19 protein-coding genes and 1 other annotated feature are annotated in these 22,932 nt (G+C 37.0%); of the genes, 11 read left to right on the forward strand and 8 right to left on the reverse strand.

Annotation, left to right across the window (positions count from 1 at the left end):
* Both MKY81_RS07125 and MKY81_RS07130 read left to right on the forward strand, forming a co-directional pair.
* On the forward strand, positions 1-675 hold the full coding sequence (locus tag MKY81_RS07125) for a 4'-phosphopantetheinyl transferase family protein (RefSeq protein ID WP_066235524.1): 675 nt from the start codon (positions 1-3) through the stop codon (positions 673-675).
* 235 nt (positions 676-910) lie between these two features.
* On the forward strand, positions 911-1,411 hold the full coding sequence (locus MKY81_RS07130) for a YehS family protein (protein WP_066235522.1): 501 nt from the start codon (positions 911-913) through the stop codon (positions 1,409-1,411).
* A 219-nt stretch (positions 1,412-1,630) separates the two neighbouring features.
* Here the strand turns inward: MKY81_RS07130 and MKY81_RS07135 are convergent, their stop codons facing one another.
* The gene (locus MKY81_RS07135) at positions 1,631-2,239 is read right to left on the reverse strand and encodes a TetR/AcrR family transcriptional regulator (RefSeq protein ID WP_328007371.1); all 609 of its coding nucleotides are present in this window, start codon (positions 2,237-2,239) and stop codon (positions 1,631-1,633) included.
* Between the two features lie 253 nt (positions 2,240-2,492).
* On the opposite strand from MKY81_RS07135, the gene kynU reads away from it, so the two are divergent.
* Entirely contained in the window at positions 2,493-3,776 is a 1,284-nt protein-coding gene (gene kynU / locus MKY81_RS07140; protein ID WP_108070055.1) for a kynureninase, read from the forward strand.
* Positions 3,777-3,832: 56 nt separating this feature from the next.
* Positions 3,833-5,251 (forward strand): amino acid permease, encoded by a 1,419-nt coding sequence (locus MKY81_RS07145; RefSeq protein ID WP_181294583.1) that lies wholly within the window; start codon positions 3,833-3,835, stop codon positions 5,249-5,251.
* Positions 5,252-5,369: 118 nt separating this feature from the next.
* Here MKY81_RS07145 and MKY81_RS07150 read toward each other — a convergent pair whose 3' ends face one another.
* On the reverse strand, positions 5,370-5,951 hold the full coding sequence (locus MKY81_RS07150; RefSeq protein WP_066235516.1) for a Uma2 family endonuclease: 582 nt from the start codon (positions 5,949-5,951) through the stop codon (positions 5,370-5,372).
* Positions 5,952-6,558: 607 nt separating this feature from the next.
* Here MKY81_RS07150 and MKY81_RS07155 point away from each other — a divergent pair.
* A complete protein-coding gene (locus tag MKY81_RS07155; protein WP_108070057.1) occupies positions 6,559-7,179 on the forward strand; it encodes a TetR/AcrR family transcriptional regulator in 621 nt (206 codons plus the stop codon).
* A gap of 189 nt (positions 7,180-7,368) precedes the next feature.
* Positions 7,369-8,883: a DHA2 family efflux MFS transporter permease subunit gene (locus MKY81_RS07160; RefSeq protein ID WP_341117283.1), complete on the forward strand. Its 1,515-nt coding sequence runs from the start codon at positions 7,369-7,371 to the stop codon at positions 8,881-8,883.
* 189 nt (positions 8,884-9,072) lie between these two features.
* Here the strand turns inward: MKY81_RS07160 and MKY81_RS07165 are convergent, their stop codons facing one another.
* The 4 genes from MKY81_RS07165 to MKY81_RS07180 all read right to left on the reverse strand — a co-directional run bounded on the left by MKY81_RS07165 (position 9,073) and on the right by MKY81_RS07180 (position 13,121).
* Positions 9,073-9,342: a type II toxin-antitoxin system RelE family toxin gene (locus MKY81_RS07165; RefSeq protein WP_066235508.1), complete on the reverse strand. Its 270-nt coding sequence runs from the start codon at positions 9,340-9,342 to the stop codon at positions 9,073-9,075.
* Entirely contained in the window at positions 9,335-9,556 is a 222-nt protein-coding gene (locus tag MKY81_RS07170) for a hypothetical protein (protein ID WP_066235507.1), read from the reverse strand. Before MKY81_RS07170 ends, MKY81_RS07165 begins: the two co-directional genes overlap by 8 nt.
* Positions 9,557-9,645: 89 nt before the next feature.
* Positions 9,646-12,321, reverse strand: a complete 2,676-nt coding sequence (locus MKY81_RS07175; protein WP_341117290.1) for a YhgE/Pip domain-containing protein — start codon at positions 12,319-12,321, stop codon at positions 9,646-9,648.
* Between the two features lie 200 nt (positions 12,322-12,521).
* On the reverse strand, positions 12,522-13,121 hold the full coding sequence (locus tag MKY81_RS07180) for a M15 family metallopeptidase (RefSeq protein ID WP_280523946.1): 600 nt from the start codon (positions 13,119-13,121) through the stop codon (positions 12,522-12,524).
* A gap of 270 nt (positions 13,122-13,391) precedes the next feature.
* Here MKY81_RS07180 and MKY81_RS07185 point away from each other — a divergent pair, with 270 nt between their 5' ends.
* Genes MKY81_RS07185 through MKY81_RS07195 form a run of 3 tightly spaced genes read left to right on the forward strand, consistent with a single transcriptional unit; the run spans position 13,392 to position 15,618 of the window.
* Complete coding sequence (locus tag MKY81_RS07185) at positions 13,392-14,174, forward strand: transporter substrate-binding domain-containing protein (RefSeq protein ID WP_107921237.1); 783 nt, start codon at positions 13,392-13,394, stop codon at positions 14,172-14,174.
* 21 nt (positions 14,175-14,195) lie between these two features.
* Positions 14,196-14,858 (forward strand): amino acid ABC transporter permease, encoded by a 663-nt coding sequence (locus MKY81_RS07190; protein WP_066235497.1) that lies wholly within the window; start codon positions 14,196-14,198, stop codon positions 14,856-14,858.
* Positions 14,859-14,874: 16 nt separating this feature from the next.
* On the forward strand, positions 14,875-15,618 hold the full coding sequence (locus MKY81_RS07195) for an amino acid ABC transporter ATP-binding protein (protein WP_108070063.1): 744 nt from the start codon (positions 14,875-14,877) through the stop codon (positions 15,616-15,618).
* A gap of 59 nt (positions 15,619-15,677) precedes the next feature.
* On the opposite strand, the gene MKY81_RS07200 is transcribed toward MKY81_RS07195, so the two are convergent.
* Positions 15,678-16,922: an aminopeptidase gene (locus MKY81_RS07200; protein WP_066235493.1), complete on the reverse strand. Its 1,245-nt coding sequence runs from the start codon at positions 16,920-16,922 to the stop codon at positions 15,678-15,680.
* A gap of 437 nt (positions 16,923-17,359) precedes the next feature.
* On the opposite strand from MKY81_RS07200, the gene MKY81_RS07205 reads away from it, so the two are divergent.
* Complete coding sequence (locus tag MKY81_RS07205) at positions 17,360-18,856, forward strand: protein adenylyltransferase SelO (protein WP_341117295.1); 1,497 nt, start codon at positions 17,360-17,362, stop codon at positions 18,854-18,856.
* Between the two features lie 48 nt (positions 18,857-18,904).
* Positions 18,905-19,120: a binding site (T-box leader), on the forward strand.
* A 186-nt stretch (positions 19,121-19,306) separates the two neighbouring features.
* Here the strand turns inward: MKY81_RS07205 and MKY81_RS07210 are convergent.
* Positions 19,307-20,533, reverse strand: coding sequence for an IS110 family transposase (locus tag MKY81_RS07210; protein WP_108073350.1), 1,227 nt, complete (start codon positions 20,531-20,533; stop codon positions 19,307-19,309).
* Positions 20,534-20,967: 434 nt separating this feature from the next.
* Here MKY81_RS07210 and MKY81_RS07215 point away from each other — a divergent pair, with 434 nt between their 5' ends.
* Positions 20,968-22,830, forward strand: a complete 1,863-nt coding sequence (locus MKY81_RS07215) for an arginine--tRNA ligase (RefSeq protein WP_066235479.1) — start codon at positions 20,968-20,970, stop codon at positions 22,828-22,830.
* Positions 22,831-22,932: the final 102 nt, after the last annotated feature.

Genomic DNA, 22,932 nt, shown 5'->3' on the forward strand with positions numbered 1-22,932 from the left:
ATGCTGTCCAAAGATAATACAATAAGAATTTGTCAAATATCAGCTAGCTTTAACCCTAGAGTCTATGATCAATTATTTCGTTTCATCAATACGGGTGAAAAAGATTATTTAATGAAGTACAAAAAATTTGCAGATAGGTATAATTCCTTACTCGCATTATCGTTGGCAAAGAGGTTAGCTAATAAGAAGCTTAATGTGCAATTGAGTCTATTACATACCGAGCTTGGCCAACCATATTTAACGGGTCATCAAGAGCATATTTCTATATCACATTGCGAGAATACGATTGTAGTTGCAATGTCTACTAATAAAGTTGGGATAGATGTGGAAAAAAATCTATCAACACTAGGATATGAATTTGAATTATTTTTAGCTGATGAGGAATATGAACTTCTTAATAATAGTAAAAACAAGGTTGATTTTATTACAACGCTATGGACATTAAAGGAAGCCTACTTAAAGTTAATAGGAAGAGGTTTTTTCATCGACCCTACAAACATTTCTTTCAACAAGATAAAGGAAAGATGGTTTTTAAAAGATGACTTTTGTTCCTTTTTTTCAAGAGATTTACCGAATGGTATGAAATTATCTATAGCTTCTGAAGTGGAAAAAGAAATCAACTTTGAAAAAGTTACAGAATCTGAACTAATAGAATGGTTAAATAACAGCATATAAAAAATGTACTAAATTCTGAGTGTACATCTGCTGTATTTGGAAGAGATAGTTACACACTAAACACGCATGGAAGTAATATCGCAGAAGAAGCAGGTTCCCAATATGGGAAAAACCTGCTTCTTTTAATGTTTGAGCGGCAAATACACTTTCTTCGGATAAGTTTTGTTGGTATATTTAATTGAAGTTGAATTATATTTTTTAAATAGGGTTGCACAAATTATACGGAGGTCTGAAGATGGACAATAACGATATATTAATTCGATTACGATACGCGTTGGAATTAAAAAATAAAGAGATGGCAGAGATATTTAGACTTGGCGGCATAGAGGTATCAGTACCGGAGGTGGTCAAGATACTCATAAAGACATATGATGAGGAGGATTTCGAGAATGAAGATCAAATAAAATGTACACATAGTATGTTGGATTCATTTTTAAATGGCCTGATAATTTACAAAAGAGGGAAACAAGAGCCGAAACCTGGACAAGCTAATCCTCCGGAAGCTCCTTTAAAGACTAGTGGAAATGTGAATAATCTTCTTTTAAAGAAAGTGAAAATTGCATTGGCTTTAACGACGGAGGACATGCTAGATATTTTTAAACAGGCAGGGTTACGGGTATCAAAGGCAGAACTAGGGGCTTTATTACGAAAAGAAGGACATAAAAATTATAAAGAGTGTGGAGATAATTTCGCTAGAAACTTCTTGAAAGGGCTAGCTATCCGATATAGGGGATAGCATTCTGATGACTTAAAAGGTGACCACTTGCTTTCAAATAATCTTTATAAAATGAGCTATTATTGACCAATATGTTTCCATATATACATATGCTTATATGCATGTTACGGGTTGGTTGCGAAAGCTCCATTAAATAATAGTAGATGGAATGGGAAATCCATAAAAGATACCGCCATTCCATCTACTTTGATTAATCGTTTTGTTGATGATAACAACTACTTAAATATAAAGTCCATTGACATATAAGACAGTAATGGAGTTGGCAATCTCCTCGACTGAGTAGGGATGCTCGTTTCGTACAATTTCCCACAGGTACATTTCATTCATGAAAAACCAGCCGCGTGCGATTAGCTCATGATTTAATTCAGATCTGGCCAACCCTTTTTGTTGGGCATAAGCTACGTCATCTGAAATTCTATGAATAAATTTTTCGCGAATCGCTTTCCACTTATCCGAAATTAAACTAGAAACACCAATTGCCTGTTCAAAGACACGTAACATCTCCCGTTCGGCTTCCGCTAGTAATAAAAAGGATTTTGCCTGATGTTTAATTATTTTCTCTGCCTCCGTTTTAGATTGTGGTAAAAATGAGATTTCCGCAATCTCATAAAAGCGATCCATAACATCCTCCATCAATACAATTAAAAGCTCCTCTTTTCCTTCAAAATGTACATAGGCTGTCCCATAACCAATATTTGCCTTTTTTATCATTTGTGAAATCGTTGCTTTTTGAAATCCCTCTTGAAGAAAGACCTCCATAGCAGCTTCTAATAATTTTTTCCTTGTTTTTGCTGATCGCAAATGTCGTTTGTCCTCTTTCTGTTTCATACGAACCCTCCATTATCTCTAGCATATAAGGATTTAATAAAAAAAGGAAGTAAAGTAATCGTTTTCTTTTCCATTTAGTTTCAAAGCGTTTTATGAGGAAAAAAGCTTAGTTTTAAAAAACGGAAAAACCAATTTTGGATTTAAGTATTTACATAGTGTTAAATCTTCAGAAAATAATAATATTGACATGATGTCATATTGTTTGTTATATTTTGTTTGTAAACGATTTCAATAGAGGGAAGCGGGGATTTAAATGGAATCAACATTTTTACCAACATTAGATTTTGCTAAACAATTAGATAAAGAGGATACTCTTTCACATTTTCGTGAAGAATTTTACTTAAAGCCAGGTACCATTTATTTAGATGGTAACTCACTGGGACTCCTATCGAAGAGAGCAGAGAAAACTCTTCTAGAATCTTTAGATGATTGGAAACAGTATGGAATAGATGGCTGGACAATGGGAAATCATCCATGGTTCTTTATGGCAGAGGAATTAGGCAAAAAGCTCGCACCGCTAGTAGGTGCTTCACCTGAAGAAGTAATTGTTACGGGTTCCACAACAGTTAATCTCCATCAGCTCGTTACAACTTTTTATAAACCAGAAGGAAACCGGACGAAAATTTTGGCGGATGAACTGACGTTTCCAACCGATTTATATGCATTGCAAAGTCAGTTAAGAAATCATGGTTATAATCCAGATACACATTTAGTCCTTGCGAAAAGCAGAGATGGCCGCTTTTTAGAAGAAGAAGATATTATTGCCGCAATGACTGATGAGATTGCCTTGATCGTGCTTCCAACTGTACTTTATCGCAGCGGACAAATATTAGATATAAAACGATTAACTGAAGAAGCGCATAAACGTGGGATACTAATCGGCTTTGATGGTTGTCACTCTGTAGGTTCCATCCCGCATTCTTTCAGTGACTGGGATGTTGACTTTGCCTTTTGGTGCAACTATAAACATTTAAACGGAGGACCTGGCGGTGTTGCCGGCCTATTCGTCAATCGGAAACATTTTGGCAAACTTCCCGGGATGGCAGGATGGTTCAGTTCGAGAAAAGATAAACAATTCGATTTAGAACTAACCTTAACACCTGCCGAAACAGCAGGGGCTTTCCAAATAGGCACCCCTCATGTGTTAAGTACGGCTCCTTTAATTGGATCATTAGAGATATTTGCAGAAGCCGGTATTGAAAATATCCGTACAAAGTCATTGAAAATAAACCAATATTTAATGGATTTAATTGATACGGAATTAGCGGGATTGGGATATACCATTGGAACACCACGGGAAGATGCACGACGTGGCGGACATGTGTATCTTGAGCATAAGGAAGCCGCAAGAATTTGTAAATCATTGAAAGAAAATGCTGTTATCCCGGATTTCCGAGCACCCAAAGGGATTCGTCTTGCACCTGTTGCACTTTATACGTCCTACGAGGATGTTTGGAATGCAGTACAGATTTTGAAGAAAATTGTGGTGGAAAAACAGTATGAGAAATTTGAAAACACACGTGAGATCGTAGCTTAAAACGGAAAAAATGAAACTTGATCGAAGGGTTCATTCCCTCTGATATAAGTTGGGGAATGGAAGATGGAGGGGATGAAGGAATGAAAGGGAGCACTGGCGGTGAGGGATTAAAGCGGCAGTTAACAACGGGACAGCTGTCAATGATATCAATGGGGATGGCAATTGGAACAGGGCTTTTTCTAGGAAGCGGACTGGCAGTTGGGGCATCAGGACCAAGTGTAATTATTAGTTACGCGATTGGTGCATTTATTGTTTTATTATTAATGGGTTGTCTAGCAGAAATGACGGTTGCCCATCCAACATCAGGTTCATTTGGAACAATCGCCGACCGATACCTTCATCCAATGGTTGGATTTCTTGTCCGATATTCGTATTGGATTGCCCAAGTTCTTGGGATTGGTGTTGAAGTAAGTGCTATTGCTGTTTATATGAAATACTGGTTTCCTTCGGTTCCAGGAATTGTGTGGATCATCGTCTTCGGAGCTGTACTAATTTATGTAAACTTGACAAGTGTTAATGCATTTGGAACATTTGAATATTGGTTCTCAATGATAAAAGTGAGTGCCATTGTAGGATTTATTCTTCTTGGGGCATATGTTCTTTTTGGACCAACCGGCCAACATCACGGAGGCATGAATAATCTAGTTAGTGACGGTGGTTTTTTTCCCTTCGGTTTCAAAGGAATGTGGATAGCGGTATTTATTTCGCTATTTAGTTTTTTAGGCACGGAATTGATAGCGGTTACAGCAGGTGAAGCGAAGGATCCGGATACTGCTGTACCAAAGGCATTAAAAGCAACTGTATTCCGCTTAACTGTATTCTATGTGTTGACGATGACCATCATGTTAATGATTGTTCCATGGAGTCAGGCTGGTATTGAAGAAAGTCCATTTGTGAAAGTAATGGATTATTTAAATATCCCGGGCGCATCCGGTATTATGAACTTTATTGTGCTGACAGCCGCTTTATCGTCTATGAATGGTCAGCTGTATGCATCTTCACGGACCATGTACTCTTTATCGACAGAAAGATTTGCTCCAGTAATATTTGGCAAACTGAATAAAAAAGGAGTTCCAACCGTAGCATTAGCTGTTTCTACAGCAGGAATCATCGTCGCTGCTGTCGTCAGTGCATTAATGCCGGGGTCATCCTATGCTTTTATGATGGGAATCTCGATGTTCGGTTCTCTCTTTACTTGGTTAGTAATTTTTGTTTCCCATTTATTTTTCCGAAAAAGATGGGAGAAAGCCGGCGGCCGCAAATTACCAGTGAAAATGCTTGGTTTTCCATATTTAACATTATTGGGCGGTCTCCTCCTGTTAAGTTTAATGATTACCGCATGGTTTACTGATTTTAAAATCATGCTTCAATTTGGGGTTCCGTGGCTTGTTTTCTTATCACTTGTCTATTTACTCGTGAAGAAGAAAAATCACGATGTCACCCCAGCAAATAAGCAGCATAAAGATGCTGTTTAATACACTTTTTCTAATCTTATTCCGGGTTTACTCTAAGAGTAGCCCGGGATTTTTTTCGATGTGTTTATAAAATTCAACCCTCTATCCGTTAACACTAACACATTTAGGGCAGGTATTTTTAATAATCCGTATCTCTAAATATATTCATTAAATCAATCGAAAAATCCTCAAACAAGTTAACTGGAATATGATCTTCTTTAAAATATATACCAGCATGTTTATAGGCTCCATTTTGTAGCAAATAAACGTCAATAGTCTCATGTAAGGGATCAACAATCCAGTATTCTTTTACACCTGCTTTTTGATAGCGATTGAACTTAATAAGTTTATCTTTTTTTGCCGTTGATTTAGAAAGGATTTCAACAACTAAATCAGGAACGCCAACTATTCGTTTTTCATGAATCTTATCTTTATCACATACCACAACAAGATCAGGCTCTACCCATTCTTTAATTTTTTTAATGTCGTTATCTTCCTCAGTGAAACAAACATCAAGTGGAGATCCAAAAACACTGCAATTTTTTCCTCTTAAATAAATATTAAATTCAGTTAACAACTCTCTTTGAATGGCTTGATGTTTAGTGGAAGGTGCTGGGGACATATTGTAAACTTGGCCATCAATTACCTCATACCTTATATCATCGCCCAATTCCAGATATTCTGAGTACGTAAGTGTGCTATCGTTTCGTGGTATAGCCATGCAATCACGCTCCTCATTACAATTATTATCTATTTATATTATACTTGTTACCTCATAACCACAACAAGCCATGTCTAAGCCTGATCCTGGAAGTCATTGCTCTTTATCCTGCAATGTTGATCATCGGTTTTGATAACTTGTGGTTTCACTTATATAAATTAAACGATAAAAAAGAAACCCACTAAACAAATATTTTTAAATTACTGCCAAAATTAATACCATCCTGTTTTACAAGGGATTATATATTAATCTTTGAAGTAGTCTCTGAAGTAATCTCTGGTATTGGTTTGGTCAAATTGACATTCTCCACTGTTCAAAATGACCGCTCTATTTGAACATATTTGTCGCAAAATTGCCAGAATTTAAATAGTGAATTGTTGGAATCAATTTGGTACCTTACATTGCCGTCAAATTAATATGCCCAATTGTTAATGAATTTAATGAAAGTGTAGGGTGTTAGACGTGTATTATTATTCGATGGATTTTATATTTAAAAAAATGTGACACAACGTCATTTTTATTATTGACTTATGACAATGTGTCATATATAATAATGAAATGCAATTGCATATGACACGTTGTCACAAATCGAGGTGAGAAAGTAACAATGCCAAAACAAACGTTTTTTCACTTATCTAAAGATAAGCAGGAAACTTTAATTATATCCGCTAAAGAGGAGTTTTCCAGAGTCCCATTACATGAAGCATCGATTGCAAATATTATTAAAAATGCCGGAATTCCTAGAGGCAGCTTTTATCAGTATTTTGAGGATAAAGAGGATTTATATTTTTACTTGTTAAATCAACTATCGAAAAAAAATGCGGAACGATTCATATCCATTTTAAAGGAGAAGGATGGTGATATTTTTGAAACATTTATCGAATCCTTTCAATTTATGATTAGAATTCACAAAAATCCTGAGCATAAAAGCTTTTTTAAAAATGCTTTTTTAAATATGAATTATAAGCTTGAAAACACATTAGTGAATAATCTTTACGAGGAGAGTCAGAAAAAACAGTATTTCGATATCATTCATTTGATTAATACTAAAAATTTGAACATAAAGGACGAAAAGGATCTGCATCATATAATGAAAATTGCTACAGCAGTAACCTTTCATAATCTTGTTCATATGTTTGGTAAGGAATTATCGGACGAAGAAACATTAAAAAATTATATCGATCAAATAGAACTTCTAAAAAGAGGCTTATATAAGGAAGAGGACTAATGACCTTTGAAGCAAGGAAAAAGAAGAAGATAAATTTAAAAAACATTGTGGAAAAACTTCAAAAAAAAGGGATAAACGTTCGGATTTGTAAACGACCTAATTTCAAATATATGGGCAATCAAAATGCCTAGGTGATCCTAGAAGAATAGTCCATTGAGTTAATTTTACAGAATAAGGAGATACAAAAATATGGATTCAATTATACAACAAAAGAAACCACCGTATTTAATGCTGGCGATTTTATTTATAGGAGCTTTTGTTTCTTTTTTAAATAACTCGCTATTAAATGTCGCATTGCCGTCTATTATGGTGGACTTGAAAATTAAAGATTATTCAACCGTTCAGTGGCTGGCCACAGGTTATATGCTAGTCAGCGGTGTCTTAATTCCAGCATCAGCTTTCTTGATCACACGCTTTTCAAATCGTAATTTATTTATTACAGCTATGGCGATTTTTACACTAGGTACTGCAACGGCAGCCTTTGCACCAAACTTTAGTGTATTGCTTGCTGGGCGAATGATCCAAGCAGCTGGTTCTTCGGTAATGGGACCTTTGTTAATGAATATTATGTTAGTTAGCTTCCCTCGTGAAAAACGTGGGACAGCAATGGGAGTTTTCGGATTAGTTATGATTACAGCGCCGGCTATTGGGCCAACATTATCAGGTTATATTGTAGAGTATTATGACTGGCGATTACTATTCAAAATGATTTTGCCTTTAGCGATCATCAGTTTACTGTTAGCAATTTGGAAAATGAAAAATGTAATGGATCAAAACAAAAAGGCTACTGTTGATTTCTTCTCCATTATATTATCTACTCTCGGTTTTGGTGGATTATTATATGGTTTTAGTTCCGCAAGTTCAGATGGATGGACTGATTCATTAGTCTTAACTACTTTAATTGTGGGTGCTATTGCCTTAGTCGCTTTCATTATCCGTCAATTAAAACTGAAGGAACCGCTTTTAGATTTACGTGCATATAAGTACCCAATGTTTACACTTGCATCCATAATTGCAATCGTAAACGCGGTAGCTATGTTCTCCGGTATGATTTTAACACCGGCATATGTACAAAGTGTAAGAGGTATATCACCACTTGATTCCGGTTTAATGATGCTTCCTGGTGCAATTATAATGGGGATTATGTCACCAATAACAGGGAAACTATTCGATAAATTCGGTCCGCGAATTCTTGCTGTGGTAGGCCTTATAGTTACAGCAGTTTCAACATACATGTTAGCAAACTTACAAATCGATTCTAGTTACTCTTATATTATTTTAGTTTACACGCTTCGTATGTTTGGTATGTCAATGGTAATGATGCCAATAATGACAAACGGTTTAAATCAACTGCCAAATCGCTTAAATCCACACGGTACGGCGATTAACAATACCGCACAGCAAGTGTCCGGTTCGATTGGTACAGCCGTTCTTGTAACCATTATGAATTCCGTGACAAAAACAAAAGCAGAAGACTTAATGACAAGCGTCGACCCAACAACTTTAACAAAAGCTACAGAAGCTTTATTAACGCAAAAGGCTTTATTAGCCGGTATACAATATTCATTCTATGTAGCTCTTGCTATAAATATTGTCGCTTTAGTATTAGCCCTATTTGTTAAACGTGTCGATACAAGTAGCAAAGCTATCAGTGAGTTAAATTCACAGGAAAGCACACAAATGAAACCTGCTGAGGTGAAATAAGGGATCATCAGGTCCCACTCTAACACCATCAGAAGTTATGAAAGAATTTATACAGTGATTTGGAAGAAACCTTGCCATGTTGAATACGTGGTAAGGTTTTTTTGTGCTGAATGTTTTTATTATGTGGGATTATAGTTAATTGGTAGGAAATTGGTTAATATTCATAAAGAATATTCTATGCATAGATTATTATAACTTTTTATATATATCCCCTCTGCTATCGATATCTTGAATAAAAATTATAAGCTTTTCATTTAGTATTTGATATATTATCCTGTACTTTCCTACTCTAACTCTGTAAATATTCTCATACCCAGTAAGTTTTATAGTTCCTGCATAGGAGTAGGGATTTTCAGTAAGAGCATGTATGACATTAATTATTCGTTCTCTTGTAATTTTGTCACTCTTATCAAGGAACTTTTTAGAGCCTTTAGACAATTCAAGTATATATTTACTCATCTTCTAAATATTCCTTACGCAATTCATCTATTGTATACGAACTAGTTTCACCATTTTCATATTCTTTTAGAGCTTCTTTAATTAACTTATTTTCATCTTTAGTTGGTTCTTCTTCAGAAATGGTCAAAAGTTTAATGACCTTTACAAGATCTGAAAGTTTTTCGTCGGGTACTTCTTCAATTAATTTATGAATATCTTCTCTCCTAATTGCCATTTTACCAACTCCTTTTTCTTTTATTATAGCGTACCTGTTAGGGATTTGGGACGATATCTAGTTTCAAGCTAAATTTCGTCCCTTTTATTCTAATGTATAAGCTTACTTTTCTTCGCTAATTCAGCTATTTTTTCAGTATGCTTCGCTAATGGTTTTTTCAAGAGTATACCTAAGGCAAACCCGATAATTAAAAATAGCAAGAGAAACAGAATATTATGGATAACTAGATCATGTACCATTCCGCCGACCGTTTCTCGCATTAAATTAATGGCATAGGTAAATGGCAAAAATGGATTGATTGCTCGAAAAAAAGGTGGGGTTACTTGAATGGGAAACGTCCCTCCCGATCCTGAAATTTGAAGTACGAGCAGAATAATCGCCAATCCTTTACCTACATTCCCGAAAATAGAAACGAGTGTGTAAACAATGGACATGAATACAAAGCTAATAAAAATACCGGAAAGAATAAATGGGACTTTATCTGCTACATATGCTTTCAGGAGGAACAAATCCCCTAAAGTAACAATTAACGCTTGAAACAAACCTATTGTAGCGAAAGTAAGAAATCTCCCAAAATATTCATGATAAGGGGAATAAAAAGATTCTCTATTCTCCACATCCACCCTTAATAAGGAAATCAAGAGCAGTGCACCTACCCAAAGACTTAATGTCGTGTAGAAAGGTGAATTCGCTGATCCGTAGTTTGGAATAGGAAATACTTTATGTTCCTTTAATAGAACAGGGTTTGCTAGAAAATCACTTTCTTTATTGATATCATTTTTTAACAGTTCAATGATGTCTCCTAAATTTTCCTCATTATTAAACTTCCGTACTTTATTTGCTGCATTTTTAACTGCCTTTTCAAGGTTGGGCAAGTCATTTCGAACTAAATTAGCAATTTTATGTGCTGCTTCTTCCACTTCAGGAAGCTTTGTGCGAATGAGTTCCGCTACCCGTCGAATATCATTTTCAACACCTGGTAGATCATTTCTTACAAAATCCGCTGCCTTATGAATTTTTGGTTCTAATTTTGGAAAGTCATTGTGAAAAAAGTTTGCCGCGGCATTTACTCCTTGAACGACTTTTGGCATGACTGTTTGAATTTTTTGTACTGTTTCATGTACCTTTTTTTCAATATTAGGAAGATCTTGCTGCAATTGTTTTAAACGATCGTGGCCAAAGTTCGCAGCTTTCGCTGAATCCTGTAAAATTTGCTTAATATCAGGTAGCTTTTCTTTGGCTGTATTTAAAACCGAGACTGAATCTTTCGCTACTTGTATAAGCTTTTTATACCCTTCCGTCATATTTGGCGCAATTTCTAAATCGTATCGACCAAGAATATTATTTAATAACTGACTTGCTTGTTGAGATGTTTGGTTTAATTGAGAAATCAATTGGGAATTCGGTTGCTTTCCTTCTTTTAAGGGTGCTTCAATTTTTTTGACGAGTGTAAGCTGTTGTTCAAATTTTGCCTTTGCATCCCCAAGTTTCTGAATAACTCTTGAAAGTGGTTTATTTGGCATATTCTCATTGATGCGAGTAAACATTCCAATGGTTCGATCGATTTCGTTGATCCCGTTTGTCAATTGTTCATCTAAAGCTTGTGACATTTGTAGTGCTGATTCCGGATTCATGCTATTATCTTTTAAGCTGTTCGTTAACCCGTTAACGGTATCAGCTGTTTGTTTTAAAAGTAATAAATTTTGCTTCAAAACCGGGATCATCGAGGCAAAAGCAGCTTCATTTTTAGCTAAAAAGTTATTTGCCGCCTCTGCCATCTCTTTTCCATTTCCTACTACCTGTTCCACTTTAGGCATTGAACCTAGGGCAGTTTGAATGATTTTCTGTGCCTTTGCCGTGTCATCTAATGCAGTTTGAATCCCTTTTTGTATCGTGTCAAAATGTTGATCAATCTCCGTTACCTTTTTTGCTGCTTTTTGGATGTCTGGTAGCTTTTTTTGTAAAGTTACGATATCATTTCCAATGTTTTTAAGTTCCGGCAGCTTATCTTCCAGCTTCAATATCTCTTTTGATGATTGATTGATTTCGGGGAGCATTTTTTCTAAAGCGATAATTTTTTGTCCTTGCTTTCGAATTTCCGGTAATTTCTTTTCAAATGCTAATGCTTTATTTCCCATGTCTCGAATATCTGGTAAATGCTTTTCTAATTCAAATAAAAGATTTTCCATTTTTAAAATAGTCGGTAATTCCCTTTGTAATTCAATGCCTATTTTATTAAACTCGGTAAGAACGGCCTTACTAACTGTTTTAACAAAGTTAGAACTGACATTTTCCGTTATTGTTGAGGCCCCTTTCGATGTAATCTTTGGGGCAATGGCATTGATTTTTTCATTAACACTGTATGTGATCTCCGGTTTTATTGGTTGATCATCTAAGAGAGTGGTGATCCGTTTTGAAAAATCTTTTGGAATATAAATGGTTGCATAATAATCCCCGTGTTCCAATCCATGCGCGGCTTTTTCCTCACTGACAAATGTCCAACCAAGTGCATTATTTTTTTTCAATGTGTTGACAATTTCCTTGCCCACATCAATATTTTTACCTCGTAAAACAGCCCCTTCATCAGCGTTTGTTACAGCGATAGGAATATGTGATGTATTTCCATATGGGTCCCACGAAGCTTTAAGATTAAACCAGGCATATAATGATGGGAGAATCATTAAAGCAATGATCAAAAACAGTGCAATCGGTGTTTTAAACACATTTACCCAATCATTTTTGTAAATTTGAAACACTTTTCTCATACATTTTCGCTCCAGTTATTGATGTTATAGTTATAGTTTTCCTTATCGGGCTGAAAGTATGAATTTAGATATACGAACTAAGAGAAAAATAAGCTTTTTTGTAAGTTATCCTAAAAACGAGTATATGAAACATTGATATAGAGCAACCAAACAAAAAAAGGTAGTTCCCTGAGGGACTGCCTTTTTGCGTATTACTAATATTATTTCGTTTCATTCGTATCAGCAGTCAAGGAGGAAGTATTCGGCCTTGCACCAGCTTGTAAATCAGAAATGCTTAAGCCAAAATTCATTTGAAGGTGTGGGTAATCTTTAAATTTCACCCAATCGCCACCCCATGAGAAGCCTAAGGCTTTTGCTATATCCACCACTTCGTACCAATCTTGTTTTCCATTTTTATTTCCATCGTATTGCATATCCCAAATAATGTCTCCAGAACGGTTCTTTAGTGCAAAATCAACTGCAAGCCCATAATTATGATAAGACTCACCACCTTTGGCATTCGTTACAATCGCTCCGCCAGCTGTCCGCCCCTTTTGATAAAGTCGATCTTGATCGGCTGCGCTACGAAAGTCATCCGTAATCACGACTGTGATTCCCTTTTTCGCTGCTTTTTGGATTAATTGCTTAGTTCGTTCTTTAACTATCGGATTGAGCTCCGTGGGGAAAGTGGGAGTATTTTTTTTATTTAAGTTATTAGTCAAATGATTACTTGGATTTTTAGTTGATTGTATATAAAAAAGCAATAATAACACGAGTGGAATAATAAATAAAAATCTTCCTTTTCTCTTTTTCTTTTTCAATGTTATACCCTTTCTAAATCAAAATATAGTCTTTATTTTAGACGAAGAAATCGTTTAATTGTTTCATAGTTTTTAGATATTTGGAGGAGTTTCCTATTTTAATGATAACATTTTTCTTCATATAAAAAGGAACCTAAATCTTGGTATATTTGTATTTTTTAATTATATAGAATGCCTAAATAGCACGGAATGTGTCTTTTTTTATGGTTGAAACTAATGCTTGCTGGGTAATACATAGTATGGCTTGAAAAGAGAGGAGAATCATCAGGCATGAGGAAACGATTGATACATATGATCACAGGCATGTTTTTAATAGCTGTATTGACAGCATGTGCCCAGAAGGAACAACTATCGGATGGAACCGAGCTGATTGATAAACAGAAGTTTATCTTTGCTGCCTCGGGAGAATTCAAACCCTTTAGTTATGTGAAAAATGATGACTTATCGATGACTGGTTTCGATATCGAGGTAGGTAATGCTATTGGAAAAGAATTAGGTCTCGAACCAGTTCAGAAGAGAATGAAGTTTAAAGGACTTATTGAAGGAATTAAGACGGGCAGAGCGGATGTCGCAGTTGCCAGCCACACCATTAACTCCGAACGGGCCAAGCAAGTTGCTTTTTCCACTCCATACTATTACTCGGGACCCCAAATATTTACTAGGCCTGATAGCAAAATTGAAACCGTGGATGATTTAAAAGGAAAAGAAGTTGCTGTAGCAAAGGGTTCTACGTATGCTGACACAGCAAAAAAGTACACAAACAATATTAAAATGTACGACAGTGATATTACGGCATTAAAGGCTTTAAGTATAGGTAGACATGATGCAGTGATTACCGACTTTGTCACGGGAAAAAGTGCAAAAAAAGAGGGCTTTGACATAATAGGGAAACAATTAATAGAAAGAAGTGAACAGGCTATTGTCGTTCCGAAAGATAATCCCCAACTGCTTAAACGAGTGAATGAAGCACTTCAAAAACTGCGTGACAATGGGACACTTGCCCGAATTAGTAAAAAGTATTTCGGTCAAGATATAACGAGAAAACCAGAATAATAGAGAAAGGGTGATCTTATTTTGCCAAGTATTTCACATTTTATCGAGACATTAATTAACAGTAAAGGTCTTTTCCTTGAGGCCATGTTATGGACCTTGAAGTTAACGGTCGTTTCCATCCTAATTGGAATTGTATTTGGATTATTTTTTGCCTTGTTAAAAATTTCAAGAGTAAAAGTTTTCGGCTATCTTTCAGATATATATGTATTCCTTGTTCGAGGTACCCCGCTCATTGTTCAGATTTTTATTTTGTATTTCGGTTTTAGTGGAATTTTTCTTATTCCCGACTTTTGGGCAGCAGCACTCGCACTTGCCTTTCATAACGGTGCGTATATTGCAGAAATTTTCCGCGGGACGATTCAGTCGATTGATAAAGGGCAAATGGAAGCCGGACGATCCCTCGGTATGACAAGAGGATTAGCCATGCGTAGAATCATTCTTCCACAAGCTTTCAAGAGAGCTCTGCCTCCACTTGGAAACCAGTTTATTATCGGATTGAAAGATTCTTCACTAGCTGCCTTCATATCGATGAATGAATTGTTCAATGTTGCGACGACTTTAGGATCGAATAATTTTGATGAAATGACTTATTTGTTAATCGTTGCCGTTTATTATTTAGTGCTTGTTGCCTTGTTAACAATTGTTGTGAGCTTGGTCGAAAAAAGATTGGCAGTAAGTGAATGATAGGAGGGAAAGGTTTATGAGTGAACGAGAAATAATTAGAATCGAAAATTTGAATAAATCTTTTGGAAGTTTGCATGTTTTAAAGGATATTAATGTTTCAATCTATGAAAGTGAAGTTATGTGCCTAGTCGGTTCATCAGGTTCGGGTAAAAGCACGTTGTTACGCTGTTTGAATTTTTTAGAAAAAAAGGATAATGGTAAAATCTTCATCAAAGGTGAAGAGATTACACCGAAAACCCATAATATTAATAATGTACGCCAAAAGGTGGGGATGGTGTTTCAGCACTTCAATCTTTTTCCGCATAAAACGGTTCTGCAAAACATTATTGAAGCACCGACCAAAGTGAAAAAAATTTCTAAAAGTGAGGCGGTTGAAGAGGCGGAAAAGTTGCTCAAAAAAGTTGGCCTTGAGGATAAAGCGGATGTTTATCCAAGTAAACTCTCCGGTGGGCAAAAACAGCGTGTAGCCATTGCAAGGGCACTTGCGATGAAACCTAATATTATGCTATTTGATGAACCGACATCTGCCCTCGACCCCGAGCTTGTTGGTGAAGTACTGGAAACAATGAAAGAATTGGCTGATGAAGGAATGACGATGGTAGTAGTGACCCATGAAATGGGCTTCGCCAGTGAGGTCGCCGATTCGATTATTTTCATGGATGAAGGTAGAATCATTGAAAGAAACAATCCAATGAAATTCTTTAACAGTCCAAAGGAAGCACGTACGAAGGAATTTTTAAAAGCGACAATGTTAAAATAATGAAACGTGATTAGTAAAACGGCAACCCTCTGTACAAGGAGGGTTGCCATCTTTTATTACTAAATCGCCCAGTCTCCATTTCTAAAGATCGGAACAACGGTGCCATCTTGTTTGATGCCATCAATATCCATTTTGTCAGAACCAATCATGAAATCAACATGAACGATGGACGTGTTCATGCCATGCTTTAATAATTCTTCCTGGCTCATTTTCGTACCACCTTGGATGGTTGTAGGATACGCGGAACCTATCGCGAGATGGTTCGATGCATTTTCATCAAAAAGTGTATTAAAGAAAGTAATATTTGACTGAGAAATTGGGGATGGGTCTGGAACTAAGGCAACTTCACCCAAGCCTGTACCACCTTCATTGTCAAATACCAATTTTTTTATCGCTTCATCACCTTTTTCGGCGGAAATGTCCACAATTTTTCCATCTTTAAAGTGAACCTCAATGCCTTCTATTAGCGTACCTGCATAGCTTAATGGCTTTGTGCTGCGGACCACACCTTCCATGCGATGGGTATCAGGTGCAGTGAAAACTTCTTCTGTAGGCATGTTGGCGATAAATTCTTCCCCTTTTGGATTAATACTTTCAGCACTTGCCCAAATATGGTTCTTTGGTAAACCTAAAGTTAAATCTGTACCAGGTGCTGTATAATGCAGCGCATCAAATTGGATTTCATTTAATATAGACGCTTTTTCATTTAATGTTTTTTTATGCTCATCCCAAGCAGCAATTGGGTCATCCTCATAGACACGGCAAGTTTTGAAGATTTGATCCCATAACGCATCTACTTGTTCTTCGGAAGTTGAAAGATCAGGAAATACATGTGCTGCCCAACCTGCTCCTGCAGCAGCGGCAACTGTCCATTTCAAGTCATCATTTTGAGTCGCGATGCGTTGGGCTTTGAATGCTTTACCGGCTGCATTTTGATAAGCCGCAACCTTAGAGGGATCAACTTCATTAAGTAAACCTGGATCACTTGAAACAATTGACAAACGACTAACCCGGTGATTTAGTACATGGTCATCGGATTCTTGAATTTCGTATTCAGGAATATTCGTGAGAACCTCTTTAGGTTGATGTAAGTAATGTAGTTTGCTAATTTCATCATCAGACCATTTGATAATGACTTTTTCAGCACCTAATTGGTAAGCTTCTTTTGTTATGTATCGTGCTAAAGGCGCTTGATCAACAGTAATTGTAACTTTTACCCAATCACCCGGTTGAACATTGATTCCTTTTGCAACTAAAAGTTTTGCATATTTCTGTAAATTATCCTCAAAATTAGGCAAGACCATTTTTATTACCTCCAATAGTTGTTGTTCTAGTTAGTTTAACCATGATAGCTACTCGTTATTATACTCTACGTTGTTTGTTGATAGTAGTAATTTGAACTAAATAACTTTCTACAGACAAGATTGCTGTTCCGAAAAATTTTAAATTGGTATTTCCCTAAGGGGTAAGTGAATACTCTCTTTTTTTATGGAAAAAACCACTTTCTTATTCGACATATTTTTTTCTTTACATTCAGTCAAAAGTCAGTAACGAAGCGTTTTATCCATTATTTAATCAAACGTTTGATTAAGAAAAGAACAGGTTGGATTTAGTCGATTATTGAAAAAATTTGAAATCTGCGAATACGTCAGCATAATAAATCGCTGAGAGTAGAAATTAAACATAATGTCTTTTAACTATCTTTTTGTGTAATATGGGTGGTATAAGTACGATAGTATTCATGAACGAAAATACAAATAAGGATGGAGAATCAATGATAGCAAATAAGGAATTTGGATGGAATTTTGACAATAGTTATGCTCGTCTGCCAAAGTTATTTTTTTCTCCCACCAACCCAACACCTGTACAGGCGCCTAAGTTGATCATTCTCAATGATCAGATCGTAAAATCCTTGGGTTTGAACGTTAAGGAGTTGCAAAGTGATGATGGGGTAGCAATGCTTGCGGGGAATAAGATTCCTGAAGGTGCAGCCCCGATTGCTCAAGCGTATGCAGGTCATCAATTTGGGCATTTTACTATGTTAGGGGACGGAAGGGCAGTGCTTCTAGGTGAGCAGATTACTCCCCAAGGTGAGAGGTTTGATGTCCAGTTAAAGGGTGCAGGCAGAACGCCTTATTCAAGAGGGGGAGATGGTCGCGCGGCACTTGGCCCGATGTTGCGGGAATACATTATTAGTGAAGCCATGCATGCTCTTGGAATTCCAACCACCCGTAGTCTGGCCGTAGTAACAACGGGTGAGTCAATTATCCGAGAAACGGAACTAACAGGTGCAATATTGACCCGTGTAGCTGCCAGTCATATTCGTGTCGGCACTTTTCAATATGTCGCTAATTTGGGTAAAGTGGAGGAACTTAAAATTTTGGCTGATTATACAATACAGCGGCATTATCCAGAGCTTGAGAATATTGAAAACCGATATCTTTCATTACTTGAGGAAGTAATTAATCGCCAAGCTAAACTGATCGCTAAATGGCAACTAGTTGGTTTTGTTCATGGCGTAATGAACACGGATAATATGACGATTAGTGGAGAAACGATCGATTATGGTCCATGTGCATTCATGGATACATATGATCCTGAAACGGTATTTAGTTCGATTGACATTCAAGGACGCTATGCTTATGGCAATCAGCCGTATATGGCAGCATGGAATCTTTCTCGTTTTGCTGAATCTTTATTGCCGCTTTTGCATGATAATCTAGAGCAGGCGGTTAAGCTGGCCCAAGGTGAGATTTCAAAATTTGGCGAACTATATCACTCCTATTGGATCGCAGGAATGAGAGCGAAACTAGGAATTTTTAACGAAGAGGAACAAGATGATTCCATTATTAAGGATCTCCTTGATTTAATGAAAAAACACCAAGCGGATTATACGAATACTTTTATTGCTTTAACGTTTGATAAGCGTGATAATAATAATTTATTTGGAACACAGGAGTTTGCTCAGTGGTATGAGCGCTGGCAATCAAGACTTGGTAGACAACCGGAATCGAAAGCAGAATCAAATCAATTGATGAGAAATAGCAATCCTGCAGTGATTCCACGGAATCATCGGGTGGAAGAAGCACTAGAAGCCGCTGTTGAAAAAGAAGACTATAGTGTGATGAATCGGCTATTACATGTACTTTCAAATCCCTATGAACACTCTGATGAACAATTTGAATACGCTACTTTGCCAAAGTCAACCACACCTTATCGAACTTTCTGTGGTACTTAATGAAGATTGACTTTTTTGTTTATTCGGATATAATGTTTAAAAAATACAACAGTTTCTAGGACTGGGAGAGTAATTGTTGATGAGAGTCAAAGCGAGCCGGGTTGGTGAGAGCCGGTACCGAGTTAACAATGAAACGGACCCATGAGAATGACTTTTGAATGTATTAGTAGGAAGTCACGGCTAAGACCGTTATCTTATTGAGTGGTTAAACGGTAAGTTTAACAACAAGAGTGGTACCGCGAATGCAAAGCTTTCGTCTCTTTTTAAGGAGATGAAGGCTTTTTTTTATTTAAAGACTTGTGGTAATAAGTCAAGAGAAAATCCATAAAAAATAAAGTTGATTTTGGACTTTCAAAGGAAAAAAAGGCGCACTGAACTAAACCCGCACCATCACAAGAACGCTTGTTCGGGTTTGCTGAAAGGATTCAAAAGCAGCTATTTGCTTTTGAGTTACACGCTCCTTTTTGGCGTGTAGAGTTGGTGATTGCGTAGTAGCACATCCACCAAACGCACTAATTTTCTTGCAGTCATGACAAGGGCTCTTTTGTGTTGAAATTTCGGAACTTCTTTATACTTCTTTAAGTAAAATTCACGATAGGCGGGTTCATTTCGTTGGACCGAGTTGGCAGCTTCAACTAAGTAATAACGAAGATACTGATTTCCCGACATGACTCGTGGTGTTCGTTCCGATTCATAGTCGCCTGATTGCGATTTTTTCCAGAAGAGACCGGCATATTTAGCTATTTGCGCTTGTGTTTCAAATCGATCAATTTGACCGATTTCGGCGATAATCCCTGCCGCATAAACCGGACCAATACCCGGCACGCTTTTCAAGCACTGTCCTTCTGGAATAATGTGAAATAGGGACTCAATCCCTTTTTCTAACTCTTTGACCTGGTTTTTAAGTGTTTGAATGAGTTTGGCATAGGTGGCCAATACGACATCAACGGAGTCCTGTACGACCTTGCCTAAACGGTAGGAGTCACGAATCGCCTTTTGGATGGATTTCGCAACTTTTTCTGGCTGACGAAAGCGACCTTTTCCTCTCTCTTGAAGGAACTCAGCCAGCTCTTCCAGCTCCATCTGAGCGATCTCATCCAGCGAAAAGGATTCAGCGAACAACTCCATCATGGTCGAACCAAAAACAGAAGTATCTACTTCATTGGTCAATGTATTGCACTTGTAATAGAGATTTTCAAGGAAATGCTGCTTACACTCGGTCAATTGATGAATGACCTGATAACGAGAACGCGTTAAACGCTGAAGGGCAACATACTTTTCTTCCTTGATGATGGTTTTATTATAGCGCCCAAACCGAAGAAAGTCGGCAATCCGAAATGCATCAATTTTATCGGTTTTATCTTCTTCAAATAAGCCTTTAAACCGATGGATCGCCTTTGGATTTTGAACCACCACTTCCACCCCAATCCGTTTTAAGTCGGCATCGTTATCTAAAAGATGCGCAGGGTGAAAGCTATACACAGAGGTGGATTCCATGCCGACAATGATTTTTTCGTAATGGGATTGTCCATGATAAGCTAAGATATTTTCTTTAATCTGGTTCGCTCCATGAATATCGTTTGGAAAAGTCGTTTCTTTTAAACGTGTGTCTTCGCTGTCCAGAAAACACACATCAAGTTTTTTAGAGCTTACATCAATACCTACAAATAAATTCACGGAAAGGACCTCCTTTCATTTGATTATGGAATAAGCTTGGATACTGCGGGATATCCCTAGAAACAATGGTCTGGCAACAGCCTCGCGTATGAGTATTCAAAAGGTGCGTCTCTAAAAGCTGCCCCAATGTCCACTAACATTGGTATAGAAATACACCGATACAGCTTGTGTGTTTGCAGTACAACCATTGTCTGGGTCACAGTCTTTAATCGTAGTCGAACTACAGGAGGAAACAGCATATTCCCAGTTGGATCCATTCCAATGTCTATTATCCAGGGATATCCCCCAGTATCCAAGCAATTCGGGTTGTGCTATTTATGAATATAAAGAGAGAGCAGCATTGCCTCCATCATAGATAGCAATATCTTAATTATTTAGTTATCAAAGAACAATAAAAGCAATTTCTAAAACTTATTATACGAGGAGGTTTTTTTATGATAAGCCAATTGATTATAAACAACATCGAAAAGTCTGTGATAAGTCTTTTTCAAGAAATAGGTCTCAACTACAATGAGGATTTGAAAATTTCTGTTGAACAGCCATCACATTTGGAACATGGCGATTATTCAACGAATATTGCCATGCAGCTTGCAAAAGTTTTGAGAAAAGCACCAATTCAAATTGCGGGAATGTTGAAAAACAAACTGGAGCAAGATGGGTACTTGAAGAATTTGGTTAACAAAATTGAAGTCGCACCACCGGGATTTATCAATATGTATATCGATTGGAATCAGTGGTCTCAGAGGGATTTCACTTTTCCTTTGAACAACGGAGAAAAAGTAGTCATTGAACATACATCCATCAATCCGAACAAATCAGCCCATATTGGCCACCTAAGAAATTCGTGTATCGGTGATTCTCTTGTACGACTTTTAAAAAGAGCGGGATATAAGGTAGAAGTGCATAATTACATCGATGATTTGGGGAATCAGCTTGCAGACACAGTTGTTGGTATTTTGAATATTCCATATAAAAAAGAGCACTCTCGTTTTGGTGATTTCTGTTGGGATATATACTCTACGGTCAATAAGCAGTATGAAAAAAATCCTTCATTACTTGAACAAAGGACAAATGTTTTACATTCACTTGAAGAGGGGAATGAAAATTTGTCTTGGGTCGGGTTGCTTGTTGTAGATCGAATTGTTCGCGAACATATCGAAGAAATGAATGAGTTTGACATTCATTATGATTTGTTAGTATGGGAAAGCAATATTGTAAGGGAAGGATTTTGGACTGCGGCGTTTAACTTACTTAAACAAACAGAACATTTTCACCAAGAAACTTCCGGTAAGTTGAAGGGGTGCTGGGTGTTGAAACAGCCTACAACTGTCGCAGAAGATACCGAATCCGAACATAGTATGGATAAAGTTTTAGTTCGATCCAATGGCATTTTAACTTATACAGCAAAAGACATTGCTTATCATCTATGGAAATTTGGATTGCTGGAAAAGGACTTTATGTATAAACGTTTTACAGAAGGTTTATGGACAACGAGTATGAATGGAACGGATGCGTCATTTGGTCAAGCGGACTTCGTCATCAATGTTATTGACCACAGACAAGAATACCCGCAAGCAATGGTGAAACAAGCACTTGAAATATTGGGATATACAAAACAGGCTGAGAAACTTCGACATGTCAGTTACGGTGTCGTTTCATTAAGCCCAGCGGCTGCGAAGGAACTTGGTTTAGATACAACAGATGGAAAAGCATCGTATGCCATGTCTGGAAGACAAGGAATAGGAATAAAAATATCTGATTTAGTTGATCTTATGGAAGGGATTATTGAAAATAAACGTTCAGATAAAAGTGGTTTGTCGAGTAGAACAATTGCGGTAGCATCGATCCGTTACTACCTTCTTCGTTTTAGTTTATTAACCGAGGTCGTTTTTGATATCCAACAGGCGACAGAAGTGACAGGAAATACGGGTGTGTATTTAATGTATTCCCATGCTCGTGCAGTTAGCATTTTAAGTAAAGCCGAAGTTGACTTATATTCGGAGCAATTGGTTCCGGACAAAATAAATCAGATGGATAAGGCTGAATACGCACTACTCAGACATATCGCCACTTGGCAGGATACTCTTTATACGGCTGTTAAAGAATTATCACCGCACAGAATATGTACGTACGCACATGAGTTAGCAACTTTGTTCAATAACTTCTATGCAGCCTGCCCAATTATTAAAGCCGATAATGACAAAAAGGCGTTTAGACTTTGGCTTACGTTAAAATTCAAAGAAACAATTGGCGATGCATTGACCGTACTGGGGCTGCCGACACCCAATCGGATGTAAAACAAAAAGGAATGTCTTTTATCCTAATGAGCATGGATATGGACGTTATATCGGTGGATTTTTGCTGGGACAACAAGTAAAATTGGTTAAAAGAAGTTAGGA

Origin of the sequence: Heyndrickxia sp. FSL W8-0423 (genome assembly GCF_038009395.1) — a bacterium.
Taxonomy (GTDB): Bacteria; Bacillota; Bacilli; order Bacillales; family Bacillaceae_C; genus Heyndrickxia; species Heyndrickxia sporothermodurans.